The following is an 18046-nucleotide window of genomic DNA, read 5'->3' on the forward strand; positions in this document are numbered from 1 at the left end:
GTTACCGGTTCTCCGGGCCGGGGGGCTCAGCGGTAGCGCTGCAGGAACGCCGCCTCCGCCAGTGCGATGCGCTCGATCTCCCGCGGGTCGACGCTCTCGTCGGGGGAGTGGATAGCGGCCGCGGGATCCTCGACGCCGAACAGTGCGATGCTCGCGTCGGGATGCGCCCGCTGCAGCGCGGTGCACAGCGGGATCGATCCGCCGGAGCCGACCACGGCGACCTCCTCCGCACCGTAGGCCTGCACCAGGCACTGCGAGAGCAGGTCGTGGACCGGGTCCGAGCCGCCCGCCGGCACCGAGCGGAACGGGTGGCCGACGGCCTCGGGTTCCACCGTCACCCGGGCGTTCCACGGCCTGCGCCGCTCGATGTGCGCGGTGAGTAGCCGCTGCGCCTCGACCGGGTCGATCCCGGGTGGAACGCGCAGGTTGATCAGGGCGCGGGCTCGGGGTTGGACGGCGGCGATCGCCCCCTCGACCGGCGGGCAGTCGATCCCCAGCACGGTCACCGCGGGCCGTGACCACACCAGGTCCGCGAGCGGGGCCGCCGTGGAGACCTCCACCCCGTCGAGGATCCCGGCGTCGGCGCGGAACGCCTCTTCGGGGTAGGCCTGCCCGTCCCACTCGCCGGTGAAGTCCAGGCCGTCGACGGTCGTGGCGCCGGTGGCGGGGTCGCGCAGCGAGGCGAGGATGGAGATGAGGGCGGCGAGCGCGTCGGGCGCCGCGCCCCCGAACTGTCCGGAGTGGACCCCGGCCTCCAGGGTGTCGACGACGACGACGAGGTTGGCGATCCCCCGGAGGCTGGTCGTGAGCGTGGGGGTGCCGACCGAGACGTTCCCGGAATCGGCGATGAGGATCGCCTCCGCCGCCACCAAGTCTGGCCGCGACGCCACGAGATCGTCCAGGCCCCCTCCGCCGGTCTCCTCGGAGCCCTCCACGACGAGTCGGATCCCCAGGCCGTCCAGCGGGTCCGCCCCGGGGTCGCCGACCTCGTCGTCGTCACCCAGGGCGGCGAGGGCGCGCAGGGCGGCGAGGTGCACGACGAGGTTTCCCTTGCAGTCCGCGGCACCGCGGCCGTACCACCGGCCGTCGCGCTCGGTCAGTTCCCACGGCGAGGACGTCCACTCGCCCGGGTCCCCGGAGGGCTGGACGTCGTAGTGGCTGTAGAGCAGCACGGTGGGGCGGCCGGGTGCGGCCGGGCGGTGGGCGAACACCGCGCGCGACCCGTCGGACGTCTCGATCACCTCGACCGAGTCCGGGCCCAGGCCCGGGATCGGCAGGTCCGTGAGCAGGCCGCGGACGAGGTCGCTGGCCTGTGCGCCGGCCTCCGGCTCGGCATCGTGCACCGACGGTAGGGCGACGAGATCGGCGAGATCGGAGCGGGCCCGGTCGAGTTGGGCGGCGACCGCGGCCGCGAGCGGGGCGAGATCGGCGTGGGGGTCAGCGAACGCGGGGGAGTCGGCCATGCGCACAGAGTAGTTGCCCGCTCCGACACGACTCGGCGACATGAACGGAAAGTGAACGCAGCATGAAGTATGGTGTGCACATGAGTAGCTTTGTGATCGTCGTCACCCCTGCTGAGAAGGAGCTCCGCGAGCTCACCTCCGTCGACGAGTTGCCCGCACGCGTGCGGGCGGACCTCGAGGCGCTGTGCGACGAGCTGTCGGAGCGGTTCCCGGAGGCCGAGGCGATCGGCGAGACCGGCGCTCTGTGCTCGCGCCCGGAGATCGACGGCGTGGGCGTGGTCATCCGGCCCGAGGTGATCACCCGCCCACTCGTGGTCAACGCCGTCATGCGGTACGCCGCCCCGCGCCAGCTCCGCGTGACCTCGCCCGAGCTGGGACTGGTGGCCGACCCGCGCGAGCGCATTGATGTCGACGTCCACCGTCGGCCCACCATGGTGGGCGCGGGGATCGCCGACCACGCGGTGCGCGGTCGACCCCGCGGCACGCTGCCGTGGGTCACCCGTGAACTCCTGGGCCAGCTGATCGGCAAGCTCCTGATCGACGGCGACCGGTTGGAGCTGGAGGTCGACGGCGAACGCTGCTTCCGCTTCGAGCGGTCTGGCGACTGCCTGCTCATCCAGGCGAAGGACGGGCCGGACGTCCCCGTGTGCCGACGGACCGTCCCGGTCGACGCGGCCGACGCCGCGGCGGACGCCGGCTGGGCGTGGGCCCGCTGCGACCAGGGGTGGGCGGAGTTTTTGCCGCGTGACGCGCGGACGGACGAGGTGATCGCACCGTCCGCCGGGGGCGATCCCGCGACGGGCGGACGAGACTCCGCCACCGCGGCCTGAACCGGGTGGCCGCGCCCGGGTGGCGTCACACCGAGATGTCGTAGCGCAGGGACGCCACCACGGCGTCGATCGTCTCCGTGGGCTGCACGCCGGCCTCGCCCTCATCGGACATGAGCACGAACACCAGTGAGGCCGGCGCGCCGTCCGGGCCCCGCGTGGACACCGCGATGGTGTCGAAGCGGATGGTCGGCGGGGTGCAGTCGTTGCGCGGGGGACGCACCTCGCCGCGCAGCGAGACGTACCAGGCGGGCACCCCCGAGACCCCGATCCTGCGGGCATCGGGGACGGGGACGTCGGCACCGGCCTGGGTGAACCGTCGGTCGATCGAGTCCGCCATGGCCCGGGACGCCGATTCGGCTTGTTCACGCGCCTCGCCCGGCAGTGCCGTCGCGCTGATGCCGACCAGGGTCCGGAAGCTCAGGCCCCCGAGCCGGCAGTAGCCACGGTCGGCGATGGCGTTGGCGGTGGTGACGTAGCCCGATCCCCAGTCCGATCCGGGGTCGCCGGCGTCGTCGTCGACCCCGGACGGGTCCCCGACCTCCCACCCCGGCGGAACCGAGTACACGAGCCCGGTGGGGCTGCGGACGTCCTGCCAGTCCGCCGGCGGGGGGCCGGCGGCCAGGGTGGGCCCGGGCTGCTCGCGGGCAGGGGCGTCGACGTCGTCGCCGTCGCCCGACCACAGGGCGCAGCCGGAGAGCGACGCGACGAGCGAGCCCGCGATGAGGGCCGCGGCGGCCCGGGCCATCCCGGCCTCAGCTCCGCTCGGCGAGCGCCTTGATCCGCTGCAGGGAGGTGGACACGCCCCGGTCCAGCTCGCTGGTGAACGACTTCTGTCCTCCGAACACCTTGTCGGTGAGGAATCGGGAGATGAAGGTCAGCCCGTCCGGGACCTCCCTGCGCTCGGTGAGGAGCGTGCCGCCGGCGGGGGTCGGCTCGAGGTCGAAGACCCAGACGGTGGTGTTCTCGGTGATGCGGTTCGCGAACCGGCGGCCGGGCTCGAACTCCACCACACGGCTGGTCGTGGGCCACAGGAGCGGCCCACGCTTGTTGATGTTCAGTGCCCACGTGCCCTTGGCGGTGCGACCGCCGAGGGGGAAGATCTTCCAGGCCTGGCTGCTCCACTGGGTGGCGTTGCGGACCTCGGAGATGACCTCCCAGACCCGGGCCGGCGGGGCGTCGATCTCGATGGAGCTCTCGATGGCGCCTGCTGCGGCGGGTTCGGTGGGCATTGACGAGCCTTTCGGGCGAACGGGTGGGACGGCGTCTCGATGGTAGGGCAGGACCGGACGACATGAGGGTCGTTCGCCGAGCGCGAATCAGTCGTCCGGGCCTTTGCACTCGTCGGGGGCGAGTGCTAGAAAAGCGATTGGCACTCGGTTACCCTGAGTGCCAGCAAGATCTGAGAACCGAGGTCGCAAGGTGAGGCGCGGATCCGACACGGTCCGCACCGTCCGTCGCGGGCACCGACGCTGACCACACGCGTGTCACCCCATACCCGGAGGATGATTCACCCCATGGCAAAGATGATCGCGTTCGACGAAGAGGCCCGGCGCGGCCTGGAGAGCGGTCTCAACCAGCTCGCCGACGCCGTCAAGGTCACGCTCGGCCCCAAGGGCCGCAACGTCGTGCTGGAGAAGAAGTGGGGCGCCCCCACGATCACCAACGACGGCGTCTCCATCGCCAAGGAGATCGAGCTCGAGGAGCCGTACGAGAAGATCGGCGCCGAGCTGGTCAAGGAGGTCGCCAAGAAGACCGACGACGTCGCCGGCGACGGAACCACCACCGCCACCGTTCTCGCCCAGGCGCTCGTGCGCGAGGGCCTGCGCAACGTCGCCGCCGGTGCCAACCCCATGGGCATCAAGCGCGGCATCGAGAAGGCCGTCGAGGCCGTCACCAAGCACCTGATCGACTCCGCCACGGAGATCGAGACCAAGGAGCAGATCGCCGCCACCGCGGGGATCTCCGCCGGCGACCCGGCCATCGGCGAGCTCATCGCCCAGGCCATGGACAAGGTCGGCAAGGAGGGCGTGATCACGGTCGAGGAGTCCCAGACCTTCGGTCTGGATCTCGAGCTCACCGAGGGCATGCGCTTCGACAAGGGCTACATCTCGCAGTACTTCCAGACGGATCCGGAGCGCCAGGAGGCGGTCATGGAGGATCCGTACGTCCTGCTGGTCTCCGGCAAGGTCTCCACCGTCAAGGACCTGCTCCCGCTGCTGGAGAAGGTCATCGGCGAGAACAAGTCGCTGCTCATCATCGCCGAGGACGTCGAGGGCGAGGCCCTGTCGACCCTGGTTGTGAACAAGATCCGCGGCACCTTCAAGTCCGTCGCCGTTAAGGCCCCGGGCTTCGGTGACCGCCGCAAGGCCATGCTGCAGGACATCGCCATCCTCACCGGTGGCCAGGTCATCTCCGAGGAGGTCGGCCTCTCGCTCGAGACCGCCGACATCTCCATGCTCGGCAAGGCCCGCAAGGTCGTCGTGACCAAGGACGAGACCACCATCGTCGAGGGTGCCGGAGACCAGGGTCAGATCGAGGGCCGGGTCAACCAGATCCGCGCCGAGATCGAGAACTCGGACTCCGACTACGACCGCGAGAAGCTCCAGGAGCGCCTCGCCAAGCTCGCCGGCGGCGTCGCCGTCATCAAGGCGGGCGCGGCCACCGAGGTCGAGCTCAAGGAGCGCAAGCACCGCATCGAGGACGCCGTGCGCAACGCCAAGGCGGCCGTCGAGGAGGGCATCGTCGCCGGCGGCGGCGTCGCCCTGGTCAAGTCCGAGGTCGCCATCGATGGTCTGTCCCTCGAGGGCGAGGAGGCCACCGGCGCGAACATCGTCAAGTTCGCGCTCAGCGCCCCGCTCAAGCAGATCGCCCACAACGCCGGCCTCGAGCCGGGCGTCGTGGCCGAGAAGGTCCGCAACCTGCCGGGCGCCGAGGGCCTGAACGCCGCCACCGGCGGTTACGAGGACCTGCTCAAGGCCGGCATCAACGACCCGGTCAAGGTGACCCGCTCGGCGCTGCAGAACGCCGCGTCGATCGCCGCGCTGTTCCTCACCACCGAGGCCGTCGTGGCCGACAAGCCCGAGCCCGCCGCGCCCGCCATGCCGGGTGGCGACGAGATGGGCGGCATGGGCTTCTGATGTAGCCCATCCCAGCACGCGGCCGTGGCCCGCACCGGAGATCCGGTGCGGGCCACGGCTCTTATCGGGCTCTCCTGGGGCATTGGGTCGCGTAACAGGATCGTCACGTGGGTCGTTCCGCGTAAAACGTCTGTGACCTGCGGTTAAGGAACGGTTTCGTCTCTGGTGGCTGCTGAACGGCCGCCCTAATGTCTGTGTCAGGCGCCCCGGAGGGCGCCGGTACACACTGAGAACGGAGACCTCCATGCCTAACTTCGGTCAACTGTCCGACCTCTTCGGCGGAATCACCGACATCCTCGGCGCCGTCGTCTTCTTCACCGGGTCCCTGGGTGGCGAGGGTGGGGTCAACGACTTCATCGGTGCGATCACGAGCATCAGCGCCGAATAGCCGTCACGACCCGCCCACGACACACCAGAACACCTCCAGGAGCAGACGATGACTTTCCCCGAGTTCGGATCCCTTGCCGGCGTCAGTGGCGCACTGGGCTTTCTCAACGACTTCCTCGGCGCGTTCGGAGACATGTTCTCCGGCCTTGCGTACTTCACCGGAGGTGACTTCCAGGAGGCGCTGACAGGAGGCTTCCTGCAGTGACACGAGCCCCGTCCGGGGCGGCGCTGCCCCTGACGGTTCCGATGCGGCCCGCGCGACTCTCCTTCGCGCGGGCCGCTTCGACGTCGCCGGAGGGGCGCGCGACGGGGTGAGAACCGCGCCCGCGGTGCCCTCGAGGGTGAACAGGGGTTGACGCCGGAACGGCGTTCGCCAACGGCAGACGTCCTCCGGGTGACGTATGAAAGAAATTCCCTGCAAGGTGCTCGATTAATGAGTCTTCTTAAGCCTTGGTGGGCTACAGTAGCCTAGGACACGGGCCCAGAGTAGGTGCCTGGCCAGCGTCAAGAGGCGAACCTGAGACGCGCGTCACGATTGACATCAGCGCGACTTAGGTTAACCTTACCGAGGGCCCCACGAGTCGGGGCGACATCACAGCAAAGGGAGAAACACATGCCTGACTTCAGCGCGATCAGCGCCGCGCTCTCCGCGGTCAAGAACCTCATCGATGGTGCTGTCGGCATCTTCGGATCGGTGAACGGCGACGGCACGCTCGATGCGTTCGAGGCCGCTTTCGCGAGCCTTGGTGGCGGCACCGAGGCGGCCTGAGTCACAAGCTTCACTGCGGCACTGATCGCAGCAAGTGCCTCGGTTGCGGCCAAAAGCAACCACCTCCAGTCTTGACACCGCATCCCGGTTCCTCTTCCGGGTCATCCTCTTAGGAGAACAGTATGGGTATCGACCTCGGTTCGCTCGCTCCGGTCGCCGGCGAGGGCGGCCTTCTCGACCTCGGCGGCACGTTTATCGGCGCTGTCAACAACCTGGTCAAGGGCATCGGCTACTTCGCCGGTGGCGACCTCCAGGAGGCTCTGGGTAAGGGCTTCATGGCCTGAGTCGTCCACCGACTAGCGGAAGGGCCCCGGACTGGCGTCCGGGGCCCTTCCTCGCACCCCTGCCGGTCGCCGGTACTTGCCCCGTGGGAGATCGGCGAATATAAGTTTGTTCATACCGGTAACGGGGCGCCGGTTACCGTCGATAATGTTGACGTGAGCCGCACCGGCCGGCTCCGTGGTTTCCCTCCGTTCACCTGACTGTGGGAGCCTCGGAGCGTGCCCCGCGGATGCAATACGCACGACCTGCGGACGCAACTATGGTACTACTGTGTCTGGTGGGACTTGTGTGACTACTGGGAATCGGGTTAGCGTTCCCGCAGGAATGCCCGGGTCCGTCTGTGAACAACGAGAATGTAAGGCGTCGAAATATGCGTTCAGTGAAGCGGTTCGGCACGAAGGTCGCGACAGCGGCCCTCGCTGCGGCCATGGTCCCCGTCGTCGCCACGGGCACGGCCCAGGCCCAGGGCGGAAGCATCCAGTACACCAAGGCCACGGCCGCGAACAAGGTCGTCGAGACCGAGCTGCCCGACGGCCGCAAGATCGTCTCGGTGTGGTCGGACAAGATGGCGATCGAGGTCCCCAACATCGTCCAGCCGCCGCGTGACGGCAACGCCGGGGCCCCGGTGCTGTACCTGATCAACGGCGCCGGCGGCGGCGAGGACTCGGCCACCTGGCAGGCGCAGTCCGACGTCAAGAAGTTCATGTCCGACAAGGACGCGTGGACCGTCACCCCGATCGGCGGCGCCTTCTCCTACTACACGGACTGGCAGCGTCACGATCCCAACGTCCAGACCCGCTTCGCCCGCGAGACGAATCGCCCGATGGCGTTCGAGACCTACCTCGCCGAGGAGCTCCCGAACCTCTTCGAGGGCCGCTACGGCGGCAACTACGAGGGTCGAAAGCGTGGACTCGCGGCGATCTCCATGACCGCCACTTCGGTCCTGACCATCGCACAGAAGCACCCTGGCAGGTTCCAGGCAATCGGCTCGTACTCGGGTTGTGCCGAGACGTCCACCCCGATCGGTCATGAGTTCATCAACATCGTCACCGGCATGCGCGGCGGTGCGAACCTCGACAACATGTGGGGCCCCTTCCCGGGCGAGCCCCGCACGGGAACCAACAACTGGTTCGACAACGACCCGGTCTGGGGTGCCTTCCGCTTCCAGGAGCAGATGAAGAACAACCAGCTCCCCGCGATGTTCATCTCGACCGGCAACGGCCTGCCCGGGCCGCACGAGTCGCTCGAGAACTGGCGTCTGCGCAACAGCATCCCGGCGCTGGCCAACCAGGCGATCGTCGGCGGCGTCATCGAGGCGGCCACCCAGTACTGCACGGCCAACCTCGCCCGCCGTTTCGGCGAGCTCGGCATCCCGGCCCACTTCGACTTCGCGCCCAACGGCACGCACTCGTGGGGCTACTGGGAGGATGACCTCAAGCAGTCCTGGCCGATGATGGCCGAGGCCATGGGCGCTCGTTACGGCGCGATCTGATCCTGTAGGGCAGGGCGTCGTACACACCGCCCGGGGCGCCACGAACCCCGCACCACCGACGACCGGTGGTGCGGGGTTCGTCGTACCCGGGGGTGACCGCGCAGACCGGAGCGTAGTCCGGCATCCTGTACAGATGACCACAATGGAGGACCCGCAGCGGGTGGAGCTGCAGCACTCGGACGGCAGCACGAGTCCGTTGCTGATCGTCGAGACGGCTCGGCGGGACGAGACCCGGCCGGCGGTCCTGGTGCTGCCGGGCATCGCCGTCGGCGCTCGGTACTACCTCCCCCTCGCCCGCGTGTTGGCGGCCGAGGGCGTCGACGTCGCGATCACCGAGCTCCGCGGTCAGGGTGAGAGCACCTACCGCATCGGGCGTCGCAGCGGCCCGGCCGGCTACCACGAGAGCGCCGCCGAGGACGTCCCGCTCGCGTTGGACGCGATGGAGCAGCGTCTCGGCACCCGGCCCGTCGTGCTGCTCGGCCACAGTATGGGCGCGCAGATCGGCGTCTACCACCTCGCCCGCCACGACCCGCGGGTCGTGGGCCTGGTCGCCGTGGCCGCCCAGTCGCCGTTCCACCGGGGGTTCCCGGGCTCCTTCGGGCACAAGCTGCGCGCCGCGTCGGTCATCCTCCCGACGCTGGCCTGGCTGTCCGGGCACGTGCCGGGCCAGTTCTTCGGCGCACAGGGGAGGATCCCGGCCGACCGCGTCCGCGACTGGTCCAGGCTCGCCGGACGCGGCGTCATGCAGCCGGCACGGGCGGACCTCGACTACCCGGCGGGCCTCGCGCGCGTCACCGTGCCGGCGCTGGCGGTGGCGATCGCCGACGACCCTCTGGCCCCGGCCGGCGCGGCGCGGAACCTCTTGGCCATGCTTCCCTCGGCGCGGACGACGCTGGAGCTGGAGCCGGAGGCGCTGGGCCACAACGCGTGGGCCCGCCGCCCCGCCGAGGTGGTCGCCCGGGTGCTGTCGTGGATCGACCGCGAGCTGGGTGCCGTCACCCCTGGTGGGGACGACGACGAGGTAGTCGACGCCTGAAGAACTCGTACGTGAGGACCGCCTTCCGGGCCTCCTGGGAGTTGTCGGCGGCGCCGGCGTGCCCGCCCTCGATGTTCTCGTAGTACTGGACCTCGTGTCCCGCGTCCTCCAGGGCGGCGGTCATCTTGCGGGCGTGGCCCGGATGGACGCGATCGTCCCGGGTCGAGGTGGTCATGAGGACCGGCGGGTAGCGGACCTCCGAGGCGGGCCGGATGTGCTGGTAGGGGGAGTAGGCACCCAGGAAGTCGTCCCAGTCGGCGGTGTCCGGGTCCCCGTACTCGGCCATCCACGACGCTCCGGCCAGGAGCAGGTGGTAGCGCTTCATGTCCAGCAGGGGCACGGCGATCGCGAGGGCACCGAAGAGCTCCGGATAGCGGGTGAGCATGACGCCCATGAGCAGGCCGCCGTTGGACCCGCCGGTCGCCCCGAGCTGATCGCGGGTCGTCACGCCCTCCTCGACGAGGGCGCGGGCCACGGACGCGAAGTCCTCGAACGCCCGGGGACGCTTCTCCCGTACGGCGGCGCGGTGCCACGACGGCCCGTACTCACCGCCGCCGCGGATCCCCGCCACGACGTACACCCCGCCCTCCTCGAGCCAGAGCGCGCCGCGCAGGGCGGCGTAGGCGGGGCGCATGGACACCTCGAACCCGCCGTAGCCGTAGAGGATGGTCGGGCGTGGTCCGGCGGGGCCCGGCCCGCGCATGACCGTGTAGGGCACCTCGGTGCCGTCGTCACTCACGGTGGTGTGACGGGTGACCTCGATCCCGGAGGAGTCGAACCGGTGGGGCGTCGAGCCGAGGGTGGTGGTGCTGCCGTCCGCCCGGAGCAGGACCAGCGACGGCGGGACGACCGGCCCGGAGACCGCGAGCACCGCGTCGTCGGGGTGTGGGCGCTCGCCCGCCTGGGTGGGTGCGGTTGAGCTGGGTGCGGTTGAGCTGGGTGCGGCTCCTGATACCGGGTCGTCGTCCATCCCGGAGAGCCGGTCGCAGGACAGCACGTCGACCGAGACGTGCTCCGGCAGGCCCTCGACGGGCAACGGGGACCACTCGCCGTCGGCGGTGTCGGGGAGGGAGAACGCGTCGATCCGCGACTCGGTGTCGTCGAGGACGGTGAGCAGGATCCGGCCGCGGCCCCAGGTGACGTCCTCCACGGTCGTGGACGGGGTGGGGGAGAACAGCACGACGGGCTCCGGCAGCCGACCCGGCTCGGCGTCGACGGCGGCCCACGGCACCACGAGCACCGACCCACCGGGGTGGGAGCGGCCGGCGATCTCCAGATCGGTGCGGGGGCGCAGCATGAGCCAGTCGCCGCACGAGGTGACGTCACAGTCCTCGGGCACGGGCACCGCGAGTGGGGTGGTGGAGGCGGGGTCGGTGCCCGGGGTCCAGAACACCTCCTGCGAGGTGTGGAAGTCGGGCGCCCGGCTGGCCAGGAACCGCCCGGTGACGGGGTCGTGCGAGGCGCCCACCGCGACGTCGTCGGTGCGGCCCTCGAAGATCACCGGGGCCTGGGCGGGATCGGTCCCGCGACGCCAGAGCCGCACCACACGCGCGTACCCCGAGTCGGTGGCGTCGGAGCCGCCCGGGTCCAGCGGCGCGGTGAGGAGCACGGTGTCGCGGTCCACCCAGGACACCGAGCACTTGGCCTCGGGCAGGTGGAACGCCCCCTCCCCGGCGGTGACGAAGCGGCGCTCGGTCAGATCGAACTCCCGGACCTCCACGGCGTCCGCGCCCCCGCGGGACAACCGCAGGAGCGCCCGGTCGTCGACGGGACGACGCACGACCGTGCCGGAGTACACCCAGTTGACGCCCTCCTCGTCGGCGAGGGCCCCGACGTCCACGAGCGTCTCCCAGGCCGGGTGGTCGACCCCCGGCGCCCCGTCGGCCAGCACGGTCCACGGCACCCGGCGCCACAGCCCGCGGGGGTGGTCACAGTCCTTCCACAGCGTGTAGGCGTACCGGCCGCGCAGGACCGGCCACGCGATCCGGTCGGTGGCGTCGAGGATCTCCAGGGCGCGGGAATGCGCGGCTTCGGCATGATCGCCGGTGGCGAGATCTGCGACCGTCCGGTCGCTGCGCTCACGCACCCATCCGAGCGCCTCGGGGGAGTCGACGGCCTCGAGGTGGAGGAACGGGTCGAAGATCGTGGTGCCGGTCATGCCCTCGATGATGCACGTGATCAAGCGAACAGATCGAAACCCACCTCGGATGTTCACAGGCTCTTGTTACGCGTTCGTGAGGTCAGTAGCATCTTCCGTAGCCGCGGGCCGACTGACCCGGCCATTCCCGATCAACGCGGGAGTGCATTTCAATGAACGGAGATACACACAATGGGTTCCATCACCGACCTCCTCAGCGCCGGTTCCGGCGAGTCCGGCTCCCTCAGCGGCGGCAACGCCACCGGCAACATCACCGACACGATCGCCGAGACCATCGGCGAGCTGGTCGCCACCGCCCTCAAGTCGGTCCTGGGCAACCTGTCCTGATCCTCGCTCACGCGAGCGGTCGCGCCGCCTTCTCCACATGGAGGGGGCGGCGTCGGTCATTTCGGGTGCAGTTCCGGCCAGCTCCGCCGTTCCGGTGCCGCCGGGAGCGCTACCCTGAGTGGCGTGGCTGACACTCATTACGATCTCATCGTCCTCGGCGCGGGCCCCGGTGGCTACGTCGCCGCCATCCGCGCCTCGCAGCTCGGCCTCAAGGTGGCCGTCGTCGAGGAGAAGTACTGGGGCGGCGTATGCCTCAACGTCGGATGTATCCCCTCCAAGGCCCTCCTGCGCAACGCGGAGCTGGCCAACACCGTCCAGCGCGACGGCAAGCTGTTCGGTATCTCCGGGGACGTGAGCTTCGACTTCGGCGCCGCGTTCGACCGCAGCCGTAAGGTCTCGGACAGCATCGTCAAGGGCGTCCACTTCCTCATGAAGAAGAACAAGATCACGGAGATCGACGGCTTCGGGAAGTTCACCGACGCCAAGACGATCGAGGTCGACGGCACGGAGTACACCTTCGACAACTGCATCATCGCGACCGGTTCCGTGGTCAAGACGCTTTCCGGGATCGAGTTCAGCGAGAACGTGGTGGGCTACGAGGAACAGATCCTCACGCGCGACCTGCCCGACTCGATCGTCGTCGTCGGCGCGGGGGCGATCGGCATGGAGTTCGCGTACGTGATGAACGCCTACGGCGTCGACGTCACGATCGTCGAGTTCATGGATCGGCTGCTGCCGAACGAGGACGAGGAGGTCTCCAAGGAGATCGCCAAGCACTACAAGAAGCTCGGCATCACGCTCCTCACCGGCCACAAGACCACCTCGATCAGCGACAACGGCGATTCGGTCGAGGTGGAGATCGAGTCCAAGGACGGTGAGGACACCCGGATCGTCACCGTCGACAAGGTGCTCATGGCCGTCGGGTTCGCCCCGCGGGTCGAGGGCTACGGGCTGGAGAACACCGGCGTCGAGCTGACCGACCGCGGCGCGATCGACATCGACGACAACATGCGGACCAACGTCGACGGCATCTACGCGCTCGGCGACGTCACCGCCAAGCTGCAGCTGGCGCACGTCGCCGAGGCCCAGGGCGTGGTGGCGGCCGAGACCATGGCCGGCGCCGAGACCCAGACGCTGGGCGACTACCGCATGATGCCGCGCGCCACCTTCTGCCAGCCGCAGGTCGCCTCGTTCGGGCTGACCGAGGCCCAGGCGAAGGACGAGGGCTACGACGTCAAGGTCGGCAAGTTCCCGTTCTCGGCCAACGGCAAGGCCCACGGGCTCGGTCACGCGACCGGGTTCGTCAAGGTCGTCGCCGATGGCACGCACGGCGAGCTGCTGGGCGCCCACCTCATCGGCCCCGACGTCTCCGAACTGCTGCCCGAGCTGACCCTGGCGCAGATGTGGGACCTCACCGCCGAGGACATCGCCCGCAACGTGCACACGCACCCGACCCTGTCCGAGGCCATGAAGGAGGCCGTCGAGGGCGTCGGCGGCCACATGATCAACCTCTGACAGCCTGCGGCGGGCCCGGCACCGGGTCCGCCGGCGTCGGGGGGCCACCCGACGGGGGCCCGCCGCGGTGTGCCGGGCGACTACTCGGCGTTGAGGATCTTCTCCATCTGCGCGACGTAGATCGCGTCCAGGGCGCCGGCCGCGGTCGGCAGGACGGGGTCCGCCGCCGGGTCGTCACCGCGGGCCGCGTACTCGACACTCACGGTGGTGTCGCGGGCGAAGCCGTGGATGGCGATGGCCCGGCTCAGTGCGCGCGTGCCGTCCGGCTGCGTCGTGATGAAGTCGCTGGTGACCCGGAAGCCCTCGGTGCCGTCGATGGCTGGGGCGTCGGCGACCGTCATCTTCAGCTCGACGTTCGGGTTGGCGGCGCTGCGCGAGGTGGTGCACGCCTCGTAGAGGGAGCGGTCCATGAACTCGTCGAGCCGCTCGCCCACCATGCCGATGCCGAAGCGGTGCTCGGTCTCGTCCTCCTCCGACTGCTTGTAGCGGACGGCGGCGGTCACCCCATCGGTGGTGGCGTGGTTGGAGACGGTCTCCAGGCGCGAGACCTTGTCGCACGCCGGGTCCTCCATGAGCTGGCGGCCCTGGTCGGCGACGAGCTTGTCCACCGCCTCCTGCAGCAGCTGACGGTCGACGACCTGGACGACGCCACCACCGGGCGCCTCGCCCTCCGCCAGGACGAGTTCCTCCACGGGCGCCTGCGGGGCGGACTGCGCCGCGGTCTCCGAGGTCTGGGTCTCGCTCGCGGGCTCGCCGCCCCGGGGGTTCTCCTCGTCCGACGAACAGGCCGTGAGAGCAGCCGCGGTGGCCAGCGCGAGACCGGCGATCGCGACGCGGCGGGGGGTGCTGGTGCGGAGGCGCATCTCTCTCCTTTGTCATTCGGTTACCCCTCATAGTGCCACCGGGCCCGTCGGTTCTGTGCATCAAGGCCGCGCGCGCCGCCGCCCGGTGATCGACGCCGACCGCCCCGGGGGCCCGAAGTCGGGGGCGGCGCCCGGGCGGGGGGAAGCAGTGGAAATCGCCGGGTGGGACTAGCCTTGGTCCGTCGCCGGACGAGCTCGATCGGCACCCGGACGAACACCCCGACCCGTCAAACCGACCCGGAAATAGGACAACGCTATGGACCATGACGGTGTGGACGCCGTGCTCTTCGACCTCGACGGGGTCATCACCCCGACGGCCGAGAAGCACATGCAGGCGTGGAATCGGATGTTCACCACCTACTTCGACGCCCAGGGGATCGACCCGTACTCGGATGAGGACTACTTCCGCTACATAGACGGCAAGCCGCGGGTCGAGGGCATCGCGTCGATGCTCGCCGCGCGGGGCCTCACCCTGCCCGAGGGCGACGACGACGACGAGGCCGGTCCCGACGCGGACACGATCCACGGGCTCGGTCTGCGCAAGAACGTGATCTTCCGTGAGCTGCTCGACGAGGGCATCGAGGCCTACCCCGGGTCGGTGGCCTACCTCGACGCCCTCGACGCCGCCGGCATCGCCTCCTGCGTGGTCTCCAGTTCCAAGAACGCCGAGGCCGTGCTCACCGCGGCCGGGCTGCGGGACCGGTTCGAGGTGATCGTCGACGGCCTCGTCGCCGCCGCCGAGGGGATCCCCGGCAAGCCCCGCCCCGACACGTACCTGCGGGGCGCCGAGCTGCTCGGTGTACCCGCGGACCGCTGCGTGGTGATCGAGGACGCCGTCTCCGGCGTGCAGGCCGGCGCCGCCGGCGGGTTCGCGCGCGTGGTCGGTGTGGACCGCGGAGCCGGGCGTGAGACCCTGCTCGCGGAGGGCGCCGACCTCGTCGTCGTCGACCTGGCCGAGCTCATCCCCGGACTGACGGAGGCGAACCGGTGACCCGTATCCCCTTCTCCCGAGGACCGGTCCACGACACCGTCGGCGAGTCCGTGCCCGGCAACATCCGCACCACCTACGGCGTGAACCTCCGGAGCCACCTCGAGGTCCCCGAGATCAACCGCTCCACCCACCCCGCCGACCCGTGGCGTTGGGTCGAGACCCGTCCGAACGCGTCGCCGCTCGGGGTGTCCGAGACGCAGTTCGCGGTGGCGAACGGCTACCTGGGCATGCGCGGCAATCCGGAGGAGGGGCGCGACTCCGCCCAGCACGGCACCTTCGTCAACGGCTTCCACGAGACGTGGCACATCCAGCACGCCGAGGACGCCTACGGGCTCGCCCGCGAGGGCCAGACGATGATCCAGGCCCCCGACACCAAGACCATCCGCATCTACGTCGACGACGAACCGCTCCGGCTATCCGTGGCCGACCTCGAACACTACGAGCGCAGCATCGACTTCCGGGACGGGGTGCTGCTTCGGGAGATCGTGTGGCGCACCCCCGCCGGGAAGAAGGTCGTCATCCGCACCAGCCGGATGGTGTCGATGGTGGAGAAGCACCTCGCGGTGATGACGTACGAGATCGAGCTCCCGGACGAGCCCGCCCCCGTGGTGATCTCCTCGCAGGTCCTCAATCGGCAGGACGGCGAGGACGAATACAGCTCCGCCGCGGACGACGGCGCCCCGGCAGAGGGCTTCGACCCCCGCCGCGCCGAGGGACTCGAGCACCGGGTGCTCGAGCCCCAGGTCACCGAGGACCAGGGCGGGTACCACGTGCACGGGTACCGGTGCACCAACTCGGGCATGACGATCGCCGTCGCCGTGGACCACCTGCTCGAGACCGAGGACGACGTGGCCATGAGCCACGAGATCGACGACGACTCCTCGAAGATCGTCTACCACGCCCACGTCACGCCGGGACGGGTACTCAAGCTGACCAAACTGGCCGCGTACCACACCTCCGAGGTGGTTCCCGCGAGCGAGCTGGCGGACCGGTGCTCGCGCACCCTGGGACGGGCCCGCGTGCGCGGGGTCGAGGACCTGCACCGCACCCAGCGGGACTGGTACGACCACTTCTGGGATCGTGCCGACGTCGAGGTGGAGGGCCCCGCGGAGACGCAGCAGGCCATCCGGTTCAACCTCTTCCAGCTGGCCCAGGCCTCGGCACGGGCCGAGTACAACGGCATCGCCGCCAAGGGCGTCACCGGTAGTGGCTACTCCGGCCACTACTTCTGGGACACCGAGACGTACGTCCTGCCGTTCCTGACGTACACCATGCCGCGGTTCGCGCGTAACGCCCTGCGCTTCCGTTACAACATGCTCGACAAGGCGCGGAACCGGGCCAAATACCTCTCCGTGAACGGCGCCCTCTACCCGTGGCGGACCATCAACGGTGAGGAGGCGTCGGCCTACTACGAGGCCGGCACCGCCCAGTACCACATCAACGCCGACATCGCGCACGCCATGGTCAAGTACATGTGGGCCACCGAGGACCAGGACTTCATGATCCGCGAGGGCGTGGACGTGCTGGTCGAGACCGCGCGGATGTGGGTCTCGCTCGGTTTCTTCGACGGCGACGGCATGTTCCACATCCACGGCGTGACCGGGCCGGACGAGTACACGACCGTCGTGGACAACAACCTGTTCACCAACGCCATGGCCCGGTTCAACCTCGTGGCCGCCGCGATCGCCTGCAAGCGGATCGCGGCGTTGGGTGACGGCCAGTGGGAGGCCGTCTGCCGGCGGCTCAAGCTGCGCGACGACGAGACCAGCGAGTGGCGGCGTGCCGCCGAGAACATGGTGATCGCGTTCGACGAGGATCTGAAGGTCCATCCTCAGGACCAGGACTTCCTCGCGAAGGAGGTGTGGGACCAGGACCTCGAGGATCCCCGCCGCCCGCTGCTCCTGCACTTCCACCCGCTGGTGATCTACCGGCACCAGGTCCTCAAGCAGGCGGACGTGGTGCTGGCGATGTTCCTGCGCGGAGACGAGTTCACCGAGGAGGAGAAGCGGGCGAACTTCGAGTACTACGACCCGTTGACCACCGGCGACTCGACGTTGTCGGCCGTGGTCCAGTCGATCATCGCCGCCGAGATCGGCTACTGTGACGAGGCCTTCGAGCACTTCTCCAAGGCGCTCGTGGTGGATCTGGCCGACGTGCACGGCAACGCCGCCGACGGCATCCACGTGGCCTCCACCGGCGGGGTGTGGTCGGCCCTCGTCAGCGGGTTCGGCGGGATGCGCGACTACCGGGGTGAGATCTCGTTCGACCCGCGGGTGCCCGCGGAGTGGACGGGACTGACCTTCCGGTTGACGGTGCGGGGTACGCACGTGCGGGTGCGGTGCACGCACACGGAGATCACCATCGAGAACCTCAACGGCGCCGATTTCGCGTGCTCGGTCCAGGGCCAGCCGGTGACCGTACCGGCGGGGCGGACGATGTCGATGGAGCTCGATGCCCGGGCTCGCGTCTGCCTGCCCTGCGTCGACGCCGGCTGAGCGGCGCCCCGACTCCGGCGGGGTCGGGGTCGGGGTTGGGCTGGCGATAGGTGGGCGAAGCCCCAGCACACCCGCCCCGACTGATCCTGCTTCGTCGGCTTGTGCTGGCCGATTGCCCGGATCCGTCCGGGGTGTGCTGCTTGAGTGGACCTTTCTCGCAGCACACCGCCGAGGGGCGGCGTACTCGACGGGGGTTGTGCTGCGCGTGTGAGCGGGGGCGGTTTCTTCCACAGGCCGGCTCTGTCCACAGGTGGCGGACAACGCAGCCTGTCTTGACTCGGACCGCAGGCCCCGGCGCGGC

The 18046-nt window shown here is 69.7% G+C and carries 17 protein-coding genes; 12 read left to right on the forward strand and 5 right to left on the reverse strand.

From position 1 onward, the window contains the following. Positions 1 to 26: 26 nt before the first annotated feature. On the reverse strand, positions 27 to 1463 hold the full coding sequence (locus G6R20_RS10400) for a M20/M25/M40 family metallo-hydrolase (protein ID WP_096906759.1): 1437 nt from the start codon (positions 1461 to 1463) through the stop codon (positions 27 to 29). 80 nt (positions 1464 to 1543) lie between these two features. Between G6R20_RS10400 and G6R20_RS10405 the strand changes: the two genes are divergently transcribed. Continuing rightward, complete coding sequence (locus G6R20_RS10405) at positions 1544 to 2293, forward strand: hypothetical protein (RefSeq protein WP_240341389.1); 750 nt, start codon at positions 1544 to 1546, stop codon at positions 2291 to 2293. A gap of 25 nt (positions 2294 to 2318) precedes the next feature. Here G6R20_RS10405 and G6R20_RS10410 read toward each other — a convergent pair whose 3' ends face one another. Both G6R20_RS10410 and G6R20_RS10415 read right to left on the reverse strand, forming a co-directional pair. Continuing rightward, positions 2319 to 3038 carry a hypothetical protein gene (locus G6R20_RS10410; RefSeq protein WP_096906760.1) on the reverse strand — a complete coding sequence of 240 codons (720 nt, stop codon included), beginning with the start codon at positions 3036 to 3038 and terminating at the stop codon, positions 2319 to 2321. 7 nt (positions 3039 to 3045) lie between these two features. Then, entirely contained in the window at positions 3046 to 3522 is a 477-nt protein-coding gene (locus tag G6R20_RS10415) for an SRPBCC family protein (protein WP_163376342.1), read from the reverse strand. Positions 3523 to 3807: 285 nt separating this feature from the next. On the opposite strand from G6R20_RS10415, the gene groL reads away from it, so the two are divergent. The 7 genes from groL (at position 3808) to G6R20_RS10430 (ending at position 9396) form a co-directional block, all read left to right on the forward strand. After that, complete coding sequence (gene groL / locus G6R20_RS10420) at positions 3808 to 5430, forward strand: chaperonin GroEL (RefSeq protein ID WP_120286075.1); 1623 nt, start codon at positions 3808 to 3810, stop codon at positions 5428 to 5430. A 244-nt stretch (positions 5431 to 5674) separates the two neighbouring features. Beyond that, a complete protein-coding gene (locus G6R20_RS18500; protein ID WP_167457909.1) occupies positions 5675 to 5818 on the forward strand; it encodes a hypothetical protein in 144 nt (47 codons plus the stop codon). A gap of 48 nt (positions 5819 to 5866) precedes the next feature. Then, positions 5867 to 6022 (forward strand): hypothetical protein, encoded by a 156-nt coding sequence (locus tag G6R20_RS18505; protein WP_167507209.1) that lies wholly within the window; start codon positions 5867 to 5869, stop codon positions 6020 to 6022. 408 nt (positions 6023 to 6430) lie between these two features. After that, complete coding sequence (locus tag G6R20_RS18510) at positions 6431 to 6586, forward strand: hypothetical protein (protein ID WP_205475813.1); 156 nt, start codon at positions 6431 to 6433, stop codon at positions 6584 to 6586. Positions 6587 to 6708: 122 nt separating this feature from the next. After that, a complete protein-coding gene (locus tag G6R20_RS18515) occupies positions 6709 to 6870 on the forward strand; it encodes a hypothetical protein (protein WP_205475814.1) in 162 nt (53 codons plus the stop codon). Positions 6871 to 7238: 368 nt separating this feature from the next. Next, positions 7239 to 8360 (forward strand): alpha/beta hydrolase family protein, encoded by a 1122-nt coding sequence (locus G6R20_RS10425; RefSeq protein WP_067719258.1) that lies wholly within the window; start codon positions 7239 to 7241, stop codon positions 8358 to 8360. Positions 8361 to 8493: 133 nt separating this feature from the next. Continuing rightward, entirely contained in the window at positions 8494 to 9396 is a 903-nt protein-coding gene (locus G6R20_RS10430; RefSeq protein WP_067719255.1) for an alpha/beta fold hydrolase, read from the forward strand. Here G6R20_RS10430 and G6R20_RS10435 read toward each other — a convergent pair. After that, entirely contained in the window at positions 9356 to 11554 is a 2199-nt protein-coding gene (locus tag G6R20_RS10435; RefSeq protein ID WP_082924090.1) for a prolyl oligopeptidase family serine peptidase, read from the reverse strand. The two genes, G6R20_RS10430 and G6R20_RS10435, sit on opposite strands and share 41 nt — an antisense overlap. A gap of 171 nt (positions 11555 to 11725) precedes the next feature. On the opposite strand from G6R20_RS10435, the gene G6R20_RS18520 reads away from it, so the two are divergent. Both G6R20_RS18520 and lpdA read left to right on the forward strand, forming a co-directional pair. Further along, a complete protein-coding gene (locus G6R20_RS18520) occupies positions 11726 to 11881 on the forward strand; it encodes a hypothetical protein (RefSeq protein WP_167492369.1) in 156 nt (51 codons plus the stop codon). 123 nt (positions 11882 to 12004) lie between these two features. Next, complete coding sequence (lpdA, locus tag G6R20_RS10440; RefSeq protein WP_069389979.1) at positions 12005 to 13396, forward strand: dihydrolipoyl dehydrogenase; 1392 nt, start codon at positions 12005 to 12007, stop codon at positions 13394 to 13396. A gap of 80 nt (positions 13397 to 13476) precedes the next feature. Here lpdA and G6R20_RS10445 read toward each other — a convergent pair whose 3' ends face one another. Beyond that, the gene (locus G6R20_RS10445) at positions 13477 to 14259 is read right to left on the reverse strand and encodes a hypothetical protein (protein WP_067719249.1); all 783 of its coding nucleotides are present in this window, start codon (positions 14257 to 14259) and stop codon (positions 13477 to 13479) included. Between the two features lie 256 nt (positions 14260 to 14515). On the opposite strand from G6R20_RS10445, the gene G6R20_RS10450 reads away from it, so the two are divergent. Both G6R20_RS10450 and G6R20_RS10455 read left to right on the forward strand, forming a co-directional pair. After that, on the forward strand, positions 14516 to 15250 hold the full coding sequence (locus G6R20_RS10450; protein WP_163376343.1) for a beta-phosphoglucomutase family hydrolase: 735 nt from the start codon (positions 14516 to 14518) through the stop codon (positions 15248 to 15250). Next, positions 15247 to 17745 carry a glycoside hydrolase family 65 protein gene (locus G6R20_RS10455; protein WP_163376344.1) on the forward strand — a complete coding sequence of 833 codons (2499 nt, stop codon included), beginning with the start codon at positions 15247 to 15249 and terminating at the stop codon, positions 17743 to 17745. Before G6R20_RS10450 ends, G6R20_RS10455 begins: the two co-directional genes overlap by 4 nt. The last annotated feature ends 301 nt before the right edge of the window (positions 17746 to 18046 follow it).

Origin of the sequence: Dietzia sp. Alg238-R159 (genome assembly GCF_900537145.1) — a bacterium.
GTDB classification, from domain to species: Bacteria; Actinomycetota; Actinomycetes; order Mycobacteriales; family Mycobacteriaceae; genus Dietzia; species Dietzia kunjamensis.

Bases quoted from the DNA above. Each gene is read 5' to 3' on its own strand.
- G6R20_RS18505 (WP_167507209.1), top strand. From the start codon at position 5,867: ATGACTTTCCCCGAGTTCGGATCCCTTGCCGGCGTCAGTGGCGCACTG.
- G6R20_RS10435 (WP_082924090.1), bottom strand. From the start codon at position 11,554: ATGACCGGCACCACGATCTTCGACCCGTTCCTCCACCTCGAGGCCGTC.
- G6R20_RS18520 (WP_167492369.1), top strand. From the start codon at position 11,726: ATGGGTTCCATCACCGACCTCCTCAGCGCCGGTTCCGGCGAGTCCGGC.
- G6R20_RS18515 (WP_205475814.1), top strand. From the start codon at position 6,709: ATGGGTATCGACCTCGGTTCGCTCGCTCCGGTCGCCGGCGAGGGCGGC.
- groL (WP_120286075.1), top strand. From the start codon at position 3,808: ATGGCAAAGATGATCGCGTTCGACGAAGAGGCCCGGCGCGGCCTGGAG.
- G6R20_RS10405 (WP_240341389.1), top strand. From the start codon at position 1,544: ATGAGTAGCTTTGTGATCGTCGTCACCCCTGCTGAGAAGGAGCTCCGC.
- G6R20_RS10445 (WP_067719249.1), bottom strand. From the start codon at position 14,259: ATGCGCCTCCGCACCAGCACCCCCCGCCGCGTCGCGATCGCCGGTCTC.
- G6R20_RS10450 (WP_163376343.1), top strand. From the start codon at position 14,516: ATGGACCATGACGGTGTGGACGCCGTGCTCTTCGACCTCGACGGGGTC.
- G6R20_RS18500 (WP_167457909.1), top strand. From the start codon at position 5,675: ATGCCTAACTTCGGTCAACTGTCCGACCTCTTCGGCGGAATCACCGAC.
- G6R20_RS10425 (WP_067719258.1), top strand. From the start codon at position 7,239: ATGCGTTCAGTGAAGCGGTTCGGCACGAAGGTCGCGACAGCGGCCCTC.
- G6R20_RS10410 (WP_096906760.1), bottom strand. From the start codon at position 3,038: ATGGCCCGGGCCGCCGCGGCCCTCATCGCGGGCTCGCTCGTCGCGTCG.
- G6R20_RS10415 (WP_163376342.1), bottom strand. From the start codon at position 3,522: ATGCCCACCGAACCCGCCGCAGCAGGCGCCATCGAGAGCTCCATCGAG.
- G6R20_RS10430 (WP_067719255.1), top strand. From the start codon at position 8,494: ATGACCACAATGGAGGACCCGCAGCGGGTGGAGCTGCAGCACTCGGAC.
- G6R20_RS10400 (WP_096906759.1), bottom strand. From the start codon at position 1,463: ATGGCCGACTCCCCCGCGTTCGCTGACCCCCACGCCGATCTCGCCCCG.
- G6R20_RS18510 (WP_205475813.1), top strand. From the start codon at position 6,431: ATGCCTGACTTCAGCGCGATCAGCGCCGCGCTCTCCGCGGTCAAGAAC.